At 69.8% G+C, this 15,435-nt stretch carries 16 protein-coding genes and 1 pseudogene; 4 read left to right on the plus strand and 13 right to left on the minus strand.

Annotation, left to right across the window (positions count from 1 at the left end):
* Positions 1–33 precede the first annotated feature (33 nt).
* Positions 34–1,590, plus strand: coding sequence for a ChaN family lipoprotein (locus FL311_RS07250; protein WP_141324206.1), 1,557 nt, complete (start codon positions 34–36; stop codon positions 1,588–1,590).
* A 34-nt stretch (positions 1,591–1,624) separates the two neighbouring features.
* Here FL311_RS07250 and FL311_RS07255 read toward each other — a convergent pair whose 3' ends face one another.
* The 9 genes from FL311_RS07255 to FL311_RS07295 form a co-directional block, all read right to left on the minus strand.
* Complete coding sequence (locus tag FL311_RS07255; RefSeq protein WP_141324207.1) at positions 1,625–2,023, minus strand: hypothetical protein; 399 nt, start codon at positions 2,021–2,023, stop codon at positions 1,625–1,627.
* Positions 2,024–2,159: 136 nt separating this feature from the next.
* Positions 2,160–2,693, minus strand: coding sequence for a hypothetical protein (locus FL311_RS07260; RefSeq protein ID WP_141324208.1), 534 nt, complete (start codon positions 2,691–2,693; stop codon positions 2,160–2,162).
* A gap of 102 nt (positions 2,694–2,795) precedes the next feature.
* On the minus strand, positions 2,796–3,590 hold the full coding sequence (locus FL311_RS07265) for a class I SAM-dependent methyltransferase (protein ID WP_141324209.1): 795 nt from the start codon (positions 3,588–3,590) through the stop codon (positions 2,796–2,798).
* Positions 3,580–4,356, minus strand: coding sequence for an SDR family NAD(P)-dependent oxidoreductase (locus FL311_RS07270; RefSeq protein WP_141324210.1), 777 nt, complete (start codon positions 4,354–4,356; stop codon positions 3,580–3,582). Before FL311_RS07270 ends, FL311_RS07265 begins: the two co-directional genes overlap by 11 nt.
* A gap of 153 nt (positions 4,357–4,509) precedes the next feature.
* On the minus strand, positions 4,510–5,337 hold the full coding sequence (locus FL311_RS07275; RefSeq protein ID WP_141324211.1) for a 3-keto-5-aminohexanoate cleavage protein: 828 nt from the start codon (positions 5,335–5,337) through the stop codon (positions 4,510–4,512).
* Entirely contained in the window at positions 5,334–5,732 is a 399-nt protein-coding gene (locus tag FL311_RS07280) for a hotdog fold domain-containing protein (RefSeq protein ID WP_141324212.1), read from the minus strand. Before FL311_RS07280 ends, FL311_RS07275 begins: the two co-directional genes overlap by 4 nt.
* Positions 5,729–6,514 carry an OAM dimerization domain-containing protein gene (locus FL311_RS07285; protein ID WP_141324213.1) on the minus strand — a complete coding sequence of 262 codons (786 nt, stop codon included), beginning with the start codon at positions 6,512–6,514 and terminating at the stop codon, positions 5,729–5,731. The genes FL311_RS07280 and FL311_RS07285 overlap by 4 nt, the downstream gene beginning before the upstream one ends.
* A 4-nt stretch (positions 6,515–6,518) precedes the next feature.
* Positions 6,519–6,995: a hypothetical protein gene (locus FL311_RS07290; RefSeq protein WP_046714529.1), complete on the minus strand. Its 477-nt coding sequence runs from the start codon at positions 6,993–6,995 to the stop codon at positions 6,519–6,521.
* Positions 6,992–8,542, minus strand: a complete 1,551-nt coding sequence (locus FL311_RS07295) for a lysine 5,6-aminomutase subunit alpha (RefSeq protein WP_141324214.1) — start codon at positions 8,540–8,542, stop codon at positions 6,992–6,994. Before FL311_RS07295 ends, FL311_RS07290 begins: the two co-directional genes overlap by 4 nt.
* Positions 8,543–8,802: 260 nt before the next feature.
* Between FL311_RS07295 and FL311_RS07300 the strand changes: the two genes are divergently transcribed.
* Together FL311_RS07300 and FL311_RS07305 are read left to right on the plus strand one after the other, a co-directional pair.
* Positions 8,803–10,335, plus strand: a complete 1,533-nt coding sequence (locus tag FL311_RS07300; RefSeq protein ID WP_141324215.1) for a catalase — start codon at positions 8,803–8,805, stop codon at positions 10,333–10,335.
* An 81-nt stretch (positions 10,336–10,416) separates the two neighbouring features.
* On the plus strand, positions 10,417–11,037 hold the full coding sequence (locus tag FL311_RS07305; protein WP_141324216.1) for an ankyrin repeat domain-containing protein: 621 nt from the start codon (positions 10,417–10,419) through the stop codon (positions 11,035–11,037).
* A gap of 22 nt (positions 11,038–11,059) precedes the next feature.
* On the opposite strand, the gene FL311_RS07310 is transcribed toward FL311_RS07305, so the two are convergent.
* From FL311_RS07310 to FL311_RS43965, 3 genes are all read right to left on the minus strand, one after another.
* A complete protein-coding gene (locus tag FL311_RS07310; RefSeq protein ID WP_141324217.1) occupies positions 11,060–12,091 on the minus strand; it encodes an L-erythro-3,5-diaminohexanoate dehydrogenase in 1,032 nt (343 codons plus the stop codon).
* Between the two features lie 184 nt (positions 12,092–12,275).
* On the minus strand, positions 12,276–13,283 hold the full coding sequence (locus FL311_RS07315) for an esterase family protein (protein WP_141324218.1): 1,008 nt from the start codon (positions 13,281–13,283) through the stop codon (positions 12,276–12,278).
* A 25-nt stretch (positions 13,284–13,308) separates the two neighbouring features.
* On the minus strand, positions 13,309–14,379 hold the full coding sequence (locus tag FL311_RS43965) for a uracil-DNA glycosylase family protein (RefSeq protein WP_228556723.1): 1,071 nt from the start codon (positions 14,377–14,379) through the stop codon (positions 13,309–13,311).
* Between the two features lie 258 nt (positions 14,380–14,637).
* On the opposite strand from FL311_RS43965, the gene FL311_RS07325 reads away from it, so the two are divergent.
* Positions 14,638–15,075, plus strand: coding sequence for a PaaI family thioesterase (locus FL311_RS07325; protein WP_141324219.1), 438 nt, complete (start codon positions 14,638–14,640; stop codon positions 15,073–15,075).
* 3 nt (positions 15,076–15,078) lie between these two features.
* Here the strand turns inward: FL311_RS07325 and FL311_RS07330 are convergent.
* Positions 15,079–15,315 (minus strand): annotated as a pseudogene (locus FL311_RS07330) (phosphopantothenoylcysteine decarboxylase); the annotation flags it as partial.
* Positions 15,316–15,435 lie beyond the last annotated feature (120 nt).

Genomic DNA, 15,435 nt, shown 5'->3' on the forward strand with positions numbered 1-15,435 from the left:
TCTCCGAGGCCGTGCGAGGGATCGCCGCACTCCATGCGCGACTCGCTCGCCCTGCACCTTGCCCTCTTCCGTCGACAGCGGGCACAAATCGCCCGCGTGGTGGACGGGCAGACAGATGCCTTCCGCTCCTACGAGGCCCGCTACCGGCGGCGCACCGCCAGCTATCGGCGCGTCCTGCCGCTGAGCGACGTCCACCAGCGCGTGCGCGCCTCGGACGTGGTGTACGTGGGCGACTACCACACGCTGCCCCTGGCCCAGCAGACGTACCTGGAGCTCGCGGAGCGCGCCCTGTCCTCGGGCCGCCGCGTCGTGCTCGCCCTCGAGTGCATCGAGGGTCGTCACCAGGCCTCGCTCGATGCGTGGGGCTCCGGACGCCTGTCGGAGCGCTCCCTCTTCGCACGCCTGGGGGCTGGTACGGAGGGTGCGGGCTTCGGCCCGGGAAGCGCGCCGCGGGGCCTGCTCGCCTTCGCCCGCAAGCACCGCCTGGAGGTCATCGGAATCGACCGACGGGCCCAGGGGGAGCGCTCGCTCGCGCTGCGCGATGCCTACGCCGCCGAGCGCATCGCCCGCGCCGCCCGCGCCGAGGACCGTCCGCTGATCCTGGTCCTGGTGGGCCAGTACCACATCGCGCCGTGCCACCTGCCCGCGCAGGTGGAGCGGGCCCTGGGGGAGACCCAGCGTCGGGGCCTGGTCGTCTACCAGAACGCGGAAGGCGTCTGGTGGAAGCTGGCCCGCGACGGACAGATGGGCTCGGCCGAGGCGGTGGAGCTGGCCGACGACACCCTGTGCCTGCTCAACGCCTCCCCTGTCGTCTGTCAGCAGAGCTTCCTGGATTACCTGGAAGCCGAGGCGGGAGACGCGCCGTTGATGGACCGGGGCGCGGCGGAGCGCTTCCGGGAGATGGCGGCGCTCATCGGTCGACTGGCCGGTGTGCCGGTGGGTCGCGCGCTGGAGTCGGTGGAAGTCACCACGGTGGCGGACGGCGACGTGCTGGCGCGCATCCAGCGACGAGGGCGCTTCACGCAGACGGAGCTGTCGCAGCTGCGTCGGCACATCCTGTCGCGGGAGAGCAGCTACATCCCGCGTGCGCGCACGGCGTACCTGGCGTCATTGTCACTGAACCACGCGGCGGAGGAGGCCGCGCACTTCGTGCGGCACTGCGCGGTGGGCAGCGCGATGGAGGAGCCCCGCACGGCGTCGGAGGCGTTCTACGCGCGGTGCATGGAGGAGGCGCTGGGCTTCTTCGGCTCGCGGCTCGTCAATCCCCGGCGCACGTGCCTGAACCTGGCGGACTGGGTGCGGCGCTTCGGCGAGACGCGAGGCGTGGACCGACAGGTCTCCGCGTTCGTGCTCGCCCACGCGGCCGCCGAGCTGGAGGCGCCCGAGGAGGCGGTGAAGCTGCTGCCCCTGCGCAAGGACCGGCTGTTCCATGGCGTCAGCCACGGCCTGGGGTACCTGCTCGGCGACAAGCTCTACCGCGCCTTCGACGCGGGTCAGGTGGACAAGGCCGAGGTCCGCGCCCTCTTCCGCGACCCGTTCGTGGACGCGCGCGCCGCGTACTTCACCTGGGCGGAGCGCCTGCGCGACTGAGGCGCACGGCGCCGCGCCACTCCAGACGCACCGCTCAAGTCTTCGCGGGCGCGGTGGCCTTCAGCGCGGCCTTCACCTTCTCGTGGAAGGCGCGGAAGCGCTCGCGGCCCTGCTGCCGCTGCTCCTCGGTGAGCTGGCCTCCGGAGGCCTCGCGCAGCGCCTTGCGCTCCTCCTGGAGCTGCTTCGCCTCGGCCTTGAACTGGTCCGCCTGCGCCTGGGTGAGCCGCCCATCCACCACCGCGCGGTCCAACCGGTGCTCCATCCGGGCCAGCTTCCGCTCGCCCTTCATGCCCCGCTTGCCATGACGGCCGTGCCGCTCGCCGCACTCCGCCGCCTTGTCCTCCGTCGAGGGCGCCGCGCTCTGCGCGAACACCGGGGTGGCCAGCAACAGCGACGCCGTGACGAGGGACCGCATGAAGAAATTCTGACGCATGGTGAGACGCTCCGTGGGTTCGAGGAGCACGAGTCCAGCCCTGCTCGCGCCCTGTTGCCTTGGAGAACCCCACGCGAAAGCGAAGGTTAAATCCCGCCCCGGCGCCACACCGGAGCGGGCCTGCCCGCCTGGTCTGCTACTGCTCCGCCACGCAGTCGTTGAGGGGGAAGGACAGGTCATGCCGAGGCGTCTGCCCCGGGTCCTGGTTCACGACGGTGACTTCCAACAACTGGTCCGACGTCTCGATGGGATTGGCGAACACCAGCGACTGCCGGGTGATCTTCGCCGACGACATGAACGCCTTCGTCGTCGAGCCGTTGGCGTCACGACGCCAGCAGTTGGCGATGCGCGGGTCCGACGCCGCGAAGTTGCAGGACGTGTACTGCCCCACCACCTCGCGCTTCAACCGGATGCAGCGGCAGTCCCAGGGGTCGTACTCGAGCGTCGCCACCACGCCCTCGAACCCCGTCGCCGTCTCCTTCAACTCGAAGTAGCTCCCGTCCTGCGTCGTCTCGCAGTACAGCCGCACGTCACCCACCGCGCGGTCCTTCTTCTCTTCCAGCGCCACGCCCTCCCGCGACGTCACCGGCGAGGCCGACGGCTCACACCCCACGCCCAGCAGCGCGAGGCTCACGACACAGAACGAGGAGAGATTCCTGGGGGTACGCATATGCGCTCCTTGCGGGACGTCCTGGGGCATCCAGGACAGCCCGCATGGGAGTCCCCTCGGACTCCACGGCGCAATGAACTTCCCCGTTCCTGGGACGAACGGTTACGGGAGGGGGGGCTTCACGGCGCGGGTGGCGATGAAGCCATCGATGTACTCGGAGAGCTTGTCGCCCGGACCGTAGCCGTCCTCGAAGAAGCCGGTGAGGACGAAGCCCGCGCGGAGCTGGCCGCCAATCTGGTCCTCCAGGGAGTGACCCACGCTGAGCGGCTCGTGCTTGTCCGTGTACCGGCGCCGCTCGGCGTCCGTGAGGCTGGTGAAGTCCGAGTACGGCATCTTGTACTTGAGCTGCATCACGCCCTGCTCTTGCAGGTCCGGATCGAGCAGGAAGATGAGCGGGTTGCAGAAGCCCGTCAGCAGCGCGCCACCGGGGCGCAGCACGCGGAACGCCTCGCGCCAGACCGGCTGGATGTCGTCCACGAAGCCGTTGGAGCACGGGTGGAAGATGAGGTCGAAGCCGCCGTCCTCGAAGACGGACAGGTCGCGCATGTCCCCCTCCTCCAGTCGCAGCGTCAGTCCCTCGCGCTCGGCCACCAGCCGGTCCTGCCCCAGCTGCGCCGGCGAGTTGTCGAGCACCGACACCTTCGCGCCCGCCGCCGCGAGGATGGGCGCCTGCTGTCCACCGGAGCCCGCCAGACACAACACGCGCTTGCCAGCGACCTCGCCGAACCACTCGCGAGGGACAATCTTCGTCGGCGTGAGCAGGATGCCCCACTCGCCCTTGCGCGCCGCCGCGATGACCTCCGGCCCCACCGGCACCGTCCACCGGTTGCCCAGGGACACCTGGCGGTTCCAGGCGTCGCGGTTGTGCTTCCGTACATCGATGGCATCAGTCGTCATGTAGCACCCGTCCTTCCATGCCTCCGGCGACGGTGACGACCTCACCCGTCACGTGGCCGGAGACGAAATCCGACGCGAGCATCACCACCGCGCGCGCCACGTCCTCGGGCTGGCCCACCTTGCGCAACGGCATGGTGCGCGTCACCCGCTTCACGAACCCCTCCGCCTTCAGCTTGTCGCGGTTGCGGTCCACTTCCGTCCAGCCGGGGCACACCGCGTTGACGCGGGCCCCCGGCGCGATGCGGCCCAGCTCGTTCTTGAGGCTGCGCAGGAATCCGCTCGCCAGCGCGCCCTTGGCCGCCCCGTAGTCGGCGTGTCCCGCCTCGCCGAACAGGCCCGCCGTCGAGCTGACGATGACGATGTTGCCCACGCCCGTCGTCTTCACGTGGCGCAGGAAGGCGCGGCAGCACAGGAAGACACTGTCCAGGTTCTCCGCCAGCGTGCGGCGCCAGCGCTCCAGCGACATCTCCCACACCGGCACGTCCGGGGCCGGGTACACGCCCGCGTTGCACACCAGCACGTCCAGTCGGCCCAGCGCCGCCACCGACGCGGGCACCAGCGCGTCCACCTGGGCCTCCACCGTCAGGTCCGCGCCCACCGCCGCGCCGCCCACCTTCCCCGCAAGCTCGCGCGCCTTGGCCTCACGGGAGTGGTAGTGCACCGCCACCTTCGCGCCCTCGGCGGCGAAGGCCTGGACGATGGCCGTGCCGATGCCACCCGCGCCGCCCGTCACCAGGACGCCCTGCCCCTTCAGCTCCGTGTCCATGCGCACGACTCCTCGGAAGTGAGTGGGACCCTCACGCGCCGGAGTCCGGGCGAACGAGCGGCGTCCGGCGAACGCCGACGCGAAGGGACCCAGGTTGCTGACATGTTCTGGAAAGAAAACCGCCGACACACTTGAGTGTGTCGGCGGCGGGGTTCAGCTCAGTCGCAGCAGCTTGCGAGCCTGCTCGGGAGTCGCGGGCTCCCGGCCGTGGGCCCGGGCCCTTCTGGCGGCCTCGGCCACCAGCTCCCAGTTGCCCTTCGCGAGCACGCCCTTGGACACGTAGATGTTGTCCTCCAGGCCCACGCGCGCGTTGCCGCCGCGCTTCGCGGCCTCGTCCACGAACGCGAGCTGGAAGCGCCCCACGCCCGCCACCGTCCAGGTGCTGCCCTCCGGCAGCGAGGCGATCATGAAGTCCAGCACCTCCGGCCGCGCCTGCAGCGTGCCCGGCACCCCGAGCACGAAGTCGAAGTGCGCGGGCAGGTCCACCAGGCCCTCCTTCGCCAGGTAGCGCGCCTCGTCGATCATCCCCACGTCGAAGCACTCCAGCTCCGGCCGCAGCCCGAGCGCGCGGATGCGCTTGGCGATGTCACGCACCAGCGGGCGGGGATTCCAGAAGACCTCCTCGCCGAAGTTGACGGTGCCCGTGGTGAGCGTGGCCATGTCCGGCCGGTCCTCCCCCGTCAGCGTGAGCGGCCCGCAGCGCTGGTCCACCGTCATACCCACCGCGCCGCCGGTGGAGGTCTGGATGAGCACGTCGGTGCGCTTGCGGATGGCGCGGATGGCGGCCCGGAACAGCTCCGCGTCCTGGGACGGCTTGCCGTCGGGGGTGCGCACGTGCAGGTGCACCATGGCGGCGCCGGCCTCGCGGCAGCGCGCCGCGTCTTCCGCAATCTCCTCCGCGGTGATGGGCAGGTGCGGCGTCTGCTCGCGCGTCGTCTCCGCGCCCACCATCGCCGCGGTGATGACCATGGGAGTGCTCATCGCTGACCTCGCTGCTTGTCCTTGGGAACCACGCAGGTGCCCGAAGCACGGCACACGACGATGGGCTCCGGCAACAGGTCCGCCGCCGAGTCATTCACATCCGGACGCGGGCGGATGACCTTGCGCGCCTCGAAGCGCATCTTGCGCGACGTGTTGCCCGCGCTGACGATCTCTCCCTCCGCCTCGATGAAGTCCCCCGCATACACCGGCGCCAGGAACTCCACCGAGTCGTACGCCCGGAACAGGCCCTCGTCGCCGTCGGCCCGGATGCACAGCTCCGTGGCCACGTCGCCGAACAGCCCGAGCATCCGCGCGCCGTCCACCAGGTTGCCGCCGTAGTGCGCGTCGTGGCTGCTCATGCGCAGGCGGATGATGGCCTTGGTTCCCGTGCTCATGAGGGCTCTCCCTGGTAGTGCATGTCCTGGGGCTCCTTGCCCAGCTTCTTCAGGAGCGCGTGGACGATGTAGTTGGCCACGTCGGAGGGCTTGGTGCCCGGACCGAAGCCCGCGTCGAAGCCCAGCTCCAGCGCCAGCTTGTGGTCCACGCGCGGGCCGCCCAAGAGCAGCTGCACCTTGCCGTGGATGCCCGCCGCCTTGGCCGCCTCGATGAACTGGCGCGAGTTGTCCTTGTGCACGTCGCGCTGGGTGACGACCTGGCTCACCAGGATGGCGTCGGCGTTCTTCGCCATGGCCCGCTTGATGAGGTCCTCGTTGGGCACCTGGCTGCCCAGGTTGAACGCCTCGAACCCGGGGTAGCGCTCCAGGCCGTAGTCGCCCGCGTAGCCCTTCATGTTCAGGATGGCGTCGATGCCCACCGTGTGCGTGTCGGTGCCGGTGCACGCGCCGAACACGACGATGCGCCGGGCGACCTTCTCCTTGATGAAGGCGTTGAGGTCGTCGAAGGACATCTTCTTCACGACGACTTCGGGCACGTCGATTTCGGCGTAGTCCAGCGTGACGCCCGAGCGGGCGTACACGATGAAGAACGTGTAGCTGTCCGCGGCGCGCTCGGCGGCGGCCACCTTCACGTCGGTGAACCCCATCTTGCGCGTGAAGACGGCGGCGGCCTCCTTGGCCTTCTCCGACAGGGGCACCGGCAGCGTGAACGACAGCTGCACCACGCCGTCGTCCCGCCGGTCTCCGTAGGGACGGATGATCTGCTTGCTCGGCTTCACCATCGCGTCATTTCCCCCGCGCCCGCTGGAACTTCACGCTCCCGGCCACCTTCTCCGCCAGGGGCGCGAAGCGCTCCTTCTTGCCCTGCTCCAGGTGGAAGACCACCGACCACGTCGTGCGGCCGTCACAGCCCACGTACGTCCAGGTGTCCACCAGCGCCCCGTTCGTCGACGCGTCCGTGTCCAGCCGCCGCGCCGCCGGCTGCCCGCCGACCTTGAGCTTCTCCCAGCCCGTGCCGCCGCTGCCGGTGACGATCTTGTCCACGCAGACCTGCGCCTTCATGCCCGCCGTCTGCACCGCGCCCACGTCGACCAGGAAGTACGCGTCCCCGCTGGGCGCCGTGAACTTCGCCGTCCCGTCCTCGTTGGAGCGCGTCCACGCGGCCGGCACCTGCACGGCCACGTTCTTGACCTGGAACTGCGTCAGCGCGTCCGCCGAGCCACCCGCCGCCATCACCACCGTCAGGATGGTACCGACAATCATTGTGCCTCCAGGATTTCCAGGAACGGATTGAAGTAATCGGGGGCCTTCTCCAGCACGCCGTCCAGACCCTTGCCGCCGGTCTCCTCGCGCTTGACGTCGCCGAAGTGCCCCTTGCCGATGGCGGCCACCATGCCCTCGTCCCGGCACTCCTGGAGCAGCTTCATCGCCTGGGCGAACACCTCGCGCGCCCGGTTGGCGATCTTCCCGTCCTCGCGGACGGTGAACTCCTCGTCGATGCCCCGCGCCGCGCGGTGGATGTAGTTGGCGGACTTGAGCGCCACGTAGCGGTCCGCGAGCAGCGGCGTGTGCATGGCCTCGGTCATCATGCCCAGCAGCTGGATGCCCTGCCGCGTCCAGATGGCCACCAGGTCCGCCATCACGTCGTACGCGTGGCTGAAGAAGATGTCCGTCTCCTTGTGCTTGGTGGGCGGCATGTACTTGAGCGGCGCGTCCGGGAAGCAGCGGCGCACCAGCATCGCCTGGGACAGCTCCAACAGGAGCGTGTCGTCGCGGTACGGGTCGATCTCGTACGAGTGCCCGATGCCCAGCTGCCAGTCCTTGAGGCCCGCGCGCTTGGCGAAGCACTCGTTGATGAACTGGCTGGCGATGACGGTGTGGGCCGCGTCGTACGCGTCCGCCGTGGTGATGTAGTTGTCCTCGCCGGTGTTGATGATGATGCCGGCCAGGGCGCAGATGCGGCGGCTGAAGTACTGGTCGATGAACGTGCGCCGCATGTTGATGTCACGGAAGAGGATTCCGTACATCGCGTCGTTGAGCAGCATGTCCAGCTTCTCGTAGGCCGCGCAGAAGGCGATCTCCGACATGCACAGGCCGGACGAGTAGTTGGTGAGCTGGATGTAGCGCTTGAGCTTGCGGCTCTCGTCGTCCAGGGCCTCGCGCATGATGCGGAAGTTCTCCTGGGTGGCGTAGGTGCCGCCGTAGCCCTCCGTCGTCGCGCCGTGGGGCACGTAGTCGAGCAGCGACTGCGCGGTGGAGCGGATGACGGCGATGACGTCCGCGCCCGCCTGGGCCGCGGCCCGGGCCTGGTCCACGTCGTCGTAGATGTTGCCCGTGGCGACGATGACGTACTTGTGCGGCGCCGGCGACATGGGGAACTGCTTGCGCAGCTCCTCGCGCGCGGTGATGCGCGCCTTCATGTCCTCGAAGGCGGAGCGCGCCTCCGAGCGGACCTCGTCGCGCAGGTTCTGCTCGACGTCGGGGGACAGGGGGCCCAGCTTGTCGGTGGGCAGCGCCGTCAGCCGCTCCACGGCCTCCAGCGGGCTCTTGGCGCCCAGGTGCAGCGCGCGGCCATACCAATAGGCGGCGCCCCGGTTGAGCACGCCCGCGGCCTTGAGCTTGTCGACCATCAGGTTGGCGAGCGGCACCCCTCGCGCGCCTGCTCCGGAGATTCCGAAGAAGCGCAACACGGTGCGCTCAATCGATACAGTGGTGTTACGGCGGATGAGGTCGAAGATCGGATTGACGATCTCCTCCGCCAGAGTGCGCGCATGCGCAATCTGCGCGTCGTCGATGAACGGGCCTGGCATGGGCGCACCTTACCCGCCCGAACGCCTACAGGAAGCGCTGAAGCATACCGGAATGGCGCTGCCGCACCGCATTATCGGTTGGCCCACCCCGACACCGAAATAACAGCGCCCACCCCACCGAGGGAGCGGTGCCGCCACCGAAATACCGGTGAGCCTGGCCTTCCAACCACCTTCAAGCGCTCGGAATTATTGGATTCCAAGAGACGGCACGGTGCGTGCTCTGGAGCGGCTCCGCCTCATCCCCCGAGAGGAGTTTTCGCATGAAGACGCGTTCGCTGCTGCTGTCCGCCGTACTGCTGAGTGGTCCCGCGCTCGCGGCCAATCCGCCGCCGCTCACCACGGATACGGGTGCCGCCGTGGGCACCAACCAGAGCTCCAAGACGGCGGGTCCGCGCGGCGGAATCCTGCTGGAGGACTTCCACCTCATCGAGAAGCTGGCGCGGTTCGACCGCGAGCGAATCCCCGAGCGCGTGGTGCATGCGCGCGGCGCGGGTGCGTACGGCGTCTTCGAGAGCTACGGCAACTTCTCCCACCTGACGCGCGCGTCCCTGTTCGCCAACAAGGGGAAGAAGACGCCGATGTTCGTGCGCTTCTCCACCGTCATCCATCCGTCCGGCTCGCCGGAGACGCTGAGAGACCCTCGCGGCTTCGCGCTCAAGTTCTACACGGACGACGGCAACTGGGACCTGGTGGGCAACAACCTGCCGGTCTTCTTCATCCGCGACGCCATCAAGTTCCCGGACATGGTGCACTCGCTCAAGCCGTCGCCCGTCACCAACAAGCAGGACCCGAACCGCTTCTTCGACTTCTTCTCCCACATCCCCGAGTCGACGCACATGCTGACGCAGCTCTACTCGGACATCGGCATCCCGGCGAACTACCGGCAGATGAACGGGCACGGCGTGCACGCGTTCAAGTTCGTCAACGCCAAGGGCGAGTACAAGTACGTGAAGTTCAACTGGGCCTCGCAGCAGGGCGTCAAGAGCCTCACCAACGAGGAGGCCTCGCGCATCGCCGGCGAGGACCACCAGAACGCCACCACGGACCTGTACGCGTCCATCGGCGCGGGGAAGTTCCCGTCGTGGGAGCTGTCGGCGCAGGTGCTGGACCCGAAGGACCTGGACAGCTTCGCGTTCAACCCGCTGGACCCGACGAAGGTCTGGCCCGAGGACAAGGCCCCCTCCGTCAAGCTGGGCAGGTTCACGCTCAACAAGCTGCCGGACAACTTCTTCGAGGAGACCGAGCAGTCGGCGTTCTCCCCCGGTGTGCAGCCCTCCGGCATCGAGCCGTCCGAGGACCGCCTGCTGCAGGGCCGGCTCTTCTCCTACGCGGACACGCAGCGCTACCGCGTGGGCGCCAACTACCAGTCGCTGCCCGTCAACCGCGCGCGCGCCTCGGTGAACAACAACAACCAGGCCGGCGCCATGAACGTGGCGAACACGAAGTCGGACGTGAACTACGAGCCGAGCATCGCCCGCGAGTCTCAGGAGGCCCCCCAGCACCTGTTCTCGCGGCTGCCCCTGTCCGGCACCTCCCAGCAGCAGCCCATCGAGAAGACGGACAACTTCTCGCAGGCGGGCGCGTTCTACGTGGCGTTGGACCCGGCGGCCCGTGAGCGCCTGGTGAAGAACCTGGCCGGGGACCTGGGCCAGGTGCGTGACGCCCGCGTGAAGGCGCGCATGGTGGGCCACTTCTTCGTCGCCAACGAGGAGTTCGGCACCAGGCTGGCCAAGGCGGTGAACGTGAAGGTGGATGACGCTCGCGCCGCCGTGGCGCCGCTCGCCACCCGCTGAAGCGCTCCTGAGTGAAGCACCGGGGCCCGTGCCTGAGCACCGGCGCGGGCCCCTTCCCTCTCGTCCGCCTGGAGGATGGACATGTTCCGCAAGCTGCTCCTCGGAGCCCTCGGTCTGCTGGTGCTGGTGTGCGGGGTGGTGACGGCCGCGTGGTACTCAATGAAGGCCGAGCCCGTACCCCAGGGACGTCTGCTCGCCGCGAACGAGGCGGAGCGATACCTGCTCGCCGCCGCGCGTGTCGGTGACACGGAGATCGTCTCCGGTCTGGTGAAGGCGGGCGCTTCCGCGGAGGCCCGGGACGAGCGCGGCTTCACGCCGCTCATCCTCGCCGCCTACCACGGGCACCTGGACACCGTGCGCGTGCTGCTCTCGGCCGGGGTGGACGCGTGCGCCGGGGACAAGCGCGGCAACACCGCGTTGATGGGCGCGGCGTTCAAGGGCCATGCGGACATCGTCGCGCTGCTCAACGCGCAGCCGTGCGCCGTGGACCAGGCCAACAGCCTGGGCCAGACGGCGCTGATGTTCGCCTCGCTCTTCGGTCGGCAGGAGGTGGTGGACGCGCTCCGACAGAAGGGCGCGTCCGAGGAGCTCAAGGACGCCAGCGGTCGCAGCGCGGCCGACTGGGCCCGGACGCAGAGCGCGCCCCAGGCCCCCGTGGCGCCCGCCCCCGTGTCACCGGAGGACACCGCCGCCGCGAGATAACCTCGCGACGGGAGGCCGCCGCTCAGACGTAGCGCGTGGCGAAGAGCTGGAGCAGCGCGGGCTCGGTGCGCAGCAGGGCCAGGGTGAGCGCGGCGTGGCCGGGCACGTAGCCGTTGCCCACCAGCATGGTGACGTCCTTGCCCACGCCCTCCGCGCCGAGCGCTGCCGTGGTGAAGCTGGTGGCCATGGAGAAGAAGATGGCCGTGCCGCCGTCCTTCACCGAGAGGATGGTGGCCATCTCCGTGTTGCCCACGCTGGCGCAGTTCACCACCAGGTCACAGAGCTGACCGCCGGTGGCCTGGCTCACCGCCTCCATCACCTCCACGCCCTGCGTCGCATCCACCTTCAGCGCGACGTCACACAGGCCGATGGCCGTCAGCGCGTCCAGCGCCGGCTGCGACACGTCCATCGCGATGAGCTGTCCCCGGCTCTCCAGGTTGCGCCGGGCCTGCGCCAGACACAGCGCGCCGCTCTTGCCCGCGCCCAGCACGGCCACCGTCATGCCCGGCCGCACGTAGCGCGCCACGAGCGCGGGCGCGCCACACACGTCGAGCGCCGCCAGCGCCAGCGTGTCCGGGAGGTCCGCCGGCAGCTTCGCGTAGATGCCCGTGGCGAAGAGCAGCGCGTGGCCGCGGATGTCCAGGCGGTCGATGTCCACGTGGACCGCCTTCACCTCCTCGATGACCAGCGGCGTCAGCGTCAGGCTCACCAGCGTGGCGATGCGGTCGCCCACCTGGAGCTGCCCCCGCGCCGGGTGCTTCGCGCCGAGCTTCTTCACGCGGCCAATCAACATGCCGCCCGAGCCCGTCACGGGGTTCTGCATCTTGCCGCGCTCCAGGACGATCTCCTGGATGCGCGCGCCGATGCGCGCCGGGTCTCCGCCCACCTCGCCCTTGATCTGCTTGAAGGAGGCCGCGTCGATGTTGAGGCTCTCCACGTCGATGAGCACCTCCGAATCACGGCACGGCAGCGAGGGGTCCAGCTTGCGCGCGCGCTGTGGCAGCACGCCCTTCTCGCCGACGACGCGGGACAGCCCGTAGAGGTCGTTGCTCATGTTCCATCTCCCTGAAGGTCCATCCGCGCCCGCAGCCGAGCGGCCTGTCGCGCGGGAGTCCTGCGTCTATCCGCTCCGCCGGGGGGATGGCCAGCGTCACGTCGCGCGGCCCCCTCTGCCGAGGGCCCTCCTGTCAGCAAGAGGGCCCTTCCCGACACAGCACCGCGCGAGCCTGGGTGAAGGGCTACTCCTGGGAGAGCTTGGGCAGCAGCACCGAGAGCGAGCGCTCGAAGCGATAGGACACGCCGGAGTGGCCGTCCTCGAACTCCTCGTGCACCAGGTCCACGCCCGCGTTCCTGAGGTCGTCCGCCAGCATGCGCGTGCCCCAGCGCAGGTTGAACTCGTCGCGCGTGCCGCAGTCCAGGAAGACGCCCTTCAGCTTGCGGAAGGCATCCAGGAACTTGGGGACGAAGCGCACCGGATCATGCACCAGCCACCGGTTCCACACGTCCAGCTTCAGCCGGCCCGTCTGCGCGTCGAAGGGCAGCTCCAGGTTGAGCGGCTCGCCCTTCTTCGGCGAGTACGCCGCCGCCATCGCCAGCGTGTTCACCACCGGGAAGTCGTCCCCGCGCATCTTCGTCTCGCGCACGCGCTGACGGAACTCGCCCTGCCAGGACTCGATGCCGCCCGACTTCAGGAGCGAGCTGGCCGCCTTCGGGAGGTCCGGCAGGTAGCAGTACTCGAAGTAGGCGTCCGCCGAGTGCGCGCCCAGGAGCGAGAACACCTCCGGGTGGTAGCGCCCCATCACCAGCGCGCCGTAGCCGCCCGAGCTGTGCCCCAGCACCGCGCGCGACGCGGCCCTGGGCAGCGTGCGGAAGGTGCGGTCCACGAAGCCCACGATGTCCTTGGCCAGGTAGTCACGGTACCGGCCGATGGCGTCGCTGTTGATCCACTGGCTGCCGCCCAGCGACGTCCACGCGTCGGGGAACACGCCCACCACGGGAGGCACCGCGCCGGACTCGATGAGCGCGTCCAGCCGCTCGGGCACGGACGGCGCGAAGCCCGAGGCGTTGGTCCACGTGCCGCCGCTGTTGCCGAACGCGTGCAGGAAGTACACGGCCGGGTAGCGACGGTCCGACTCGGCGTACCCCGGCGGCAGGTACACGGTGAGCTTGCGCCGGGCCGGGTCGCCCAGCGGGTTGGACTCCAGCGCGGGCGACTGCACCTCGCGCGTCTCCAGCAATCCCTTCATCCGAGTCTCCCCCTTCGCGGCCGCGCTACGCGCGCGCGCCCGGGTTCTTGCCGAATATCTTCATCACGGCTTGCAGGTCCTCCCACGCCTTGCGCTTCTCCGCGGGATTGCGGAGCAGGTACGCGGGGTGGAAGGTGGGCATGAGCTGAATGCCCTCGTAGACACGCCAGGCCCCGCGCATGCGGGTGATGGGCGTCGAATCTCGAAGCAGCGTCTGCGCCGCGAACTTGCCCAGCGCCACCACCACCTTCGGCTGGAGGGCCGCGAGCTGCGCGCGCAAGAAGGGCTCACACGCGGCGATTTCGTCCGGCTCCGGGTTCCGGTTGCCCGGGGGCCGGCACTTCACCACGTTGCAGATGTAGACGTCGTCGCGACGGAAGCCCATCGCCTCGATCATCTTCGTGAGCAGATCTCCCGCGGCGCCCACGAACGGGACGCCCTGCAGGTCCTCGTTCTCGCCCGGGCCCTCGCCCACGAAGACCAGCTCCGCGCGGGGGTTGCCCGAGCCGAAGACGATGTTCTTGCGTCCCGTGCACAGCTTGCAGCGCTGGCAGTCGCCCAGCTCCCGGCGCACCTGGTCCAGCGTCGGCCGCTCGCCGTCCACCAGGCCCGGCAGCGGTCCGCTGCCCGTGGGGGACGACCTCGGCACGTCGAGGAGCATCCCGTTCGAGGCGGAAGGCGCGGTGGTCCCCCGCGCCGCGAGGGGCGCGGGGCCCGGCGCGCGGGGCGCGGGCTCCGTGGGGGCCAATGGACGGCCCGACAGCGAGGGAGTCGCCTGGCGCGGAGCACTGGCGGCGCTCACGGGCCGCTCGAAGCGCGAGGTGCCCGGGCCCGGCGGCGCGTCGCCCGGACGCGACATCGGCGTGGTCGCCGTGGACGGAGCGGGCTTGCGCTCGGCCGGTGCGGGCTCGGTCGCTGGCCCGGGACGGGCGAACCGGGAGCGCAAGGAGGGCGTCAGGCGCTGGAGCTCGGCCGCCGCCTTGGCGTCGATCATCAGCTGACGCCCGCCGCCGTCCTCCTGCCAGAGCAGGTGACGGCGCACATCCTCCAGCACGGCGCTCAGTTCCTGCGTGGCTTCGGGCGAATCGTCGTTCACGATGACCGATCGGTATCGGAGGGCAGGCCCGGGCGCAAGGAAGCGGACATCCATCCTGGGCGGACGCTCCTCCACGGGGCGGCCCGGACCTCCCTCACAGCGTCAAGTTCCCCACCACACCGCGTCACGGCCGGCCTGTCGCGCCTCCGTCGCGGGCCTCCGGAGCCAAGGGCCGCGGGTTCGATTCACCGCACACCGGGTCGACCCGCGCGCCGACCCCCGGGTGGGTCCGGCAGAAGGCGGGCTACCCTCCTCCCCATGAATCCACAGAACCCGGACTACCGTCAGGACACGGAGGCCCTCTTCCGCGCGGCCCCCTTCGTCACCGACCTCGGCATCGAGCCCGTCTCCATCCTCCCGGGCGAGGTGGAGGCACGACTGGTGGTTCAGCCCCGCCACCTGCAACAGGACGACGTCATCCACGCGGGCGTCCAGGCGACCCTGGCCGACCACACCGCGGGCGGCGCCGCCTTCACCCTCGTGCCCCGCCCTCTGCGAATCCTCACCGTGGACTTCACGATCCACCTGCTCCAGGCGGCACGAGGCGAGGCGCTGCGCTGCAAGGCCAGGGTGCTGCGCGCGGGCCGCCGGCTCATCGTCGTCGAGTCCGAGGTCCACACCGTCGCCGGAGGCCAGGAGCAGCGCGTCTCCAAGGCCACCGTCACGCTCGCCGTCGTCGAGCCCCGGACGCCCTGAGGCTCACACGCCGGACGCCGCGCGCTGCACCAGCAGGAGCTCGAGGAGGCTCCGGGCCACGGCGTCCTTGGTGCCCTGGAGCTCCCGTGGCGCGCCGGTCCGGGTCAACACCGTCACCCGGTTCGTGTCCGTGCCGAAGCCCGCGCCGGGCGCCGTCACGTCGTTGGCGACGATGGCGTCCAGCCCCTTGCGCTCCAGCTTCTCGCGCGCGTGCTCCACCACCCGCTCCGTCTCCGCCGCGCGTGTCACACCCGGAAAAGCTCGCGATGTGACAGGCCGGGTCGCGGCTGACCAGCGAGGCCGATGACTTGTCATTCGTTGACTTTCAGACACGGAGCGGATGACAGTGTTTGTCCGGGC

It is taken from the genome of Myxococcus sp. AB025B (assembly GCF_006518215.1).
In the GTDB taxonomy this organism is placed as follows: domain Bacteria; phylum Myxococcota; class Myxococcia; order Myxococcales; family Myxococcaceae; genus Myxococcus; species Myxococcus fulvus.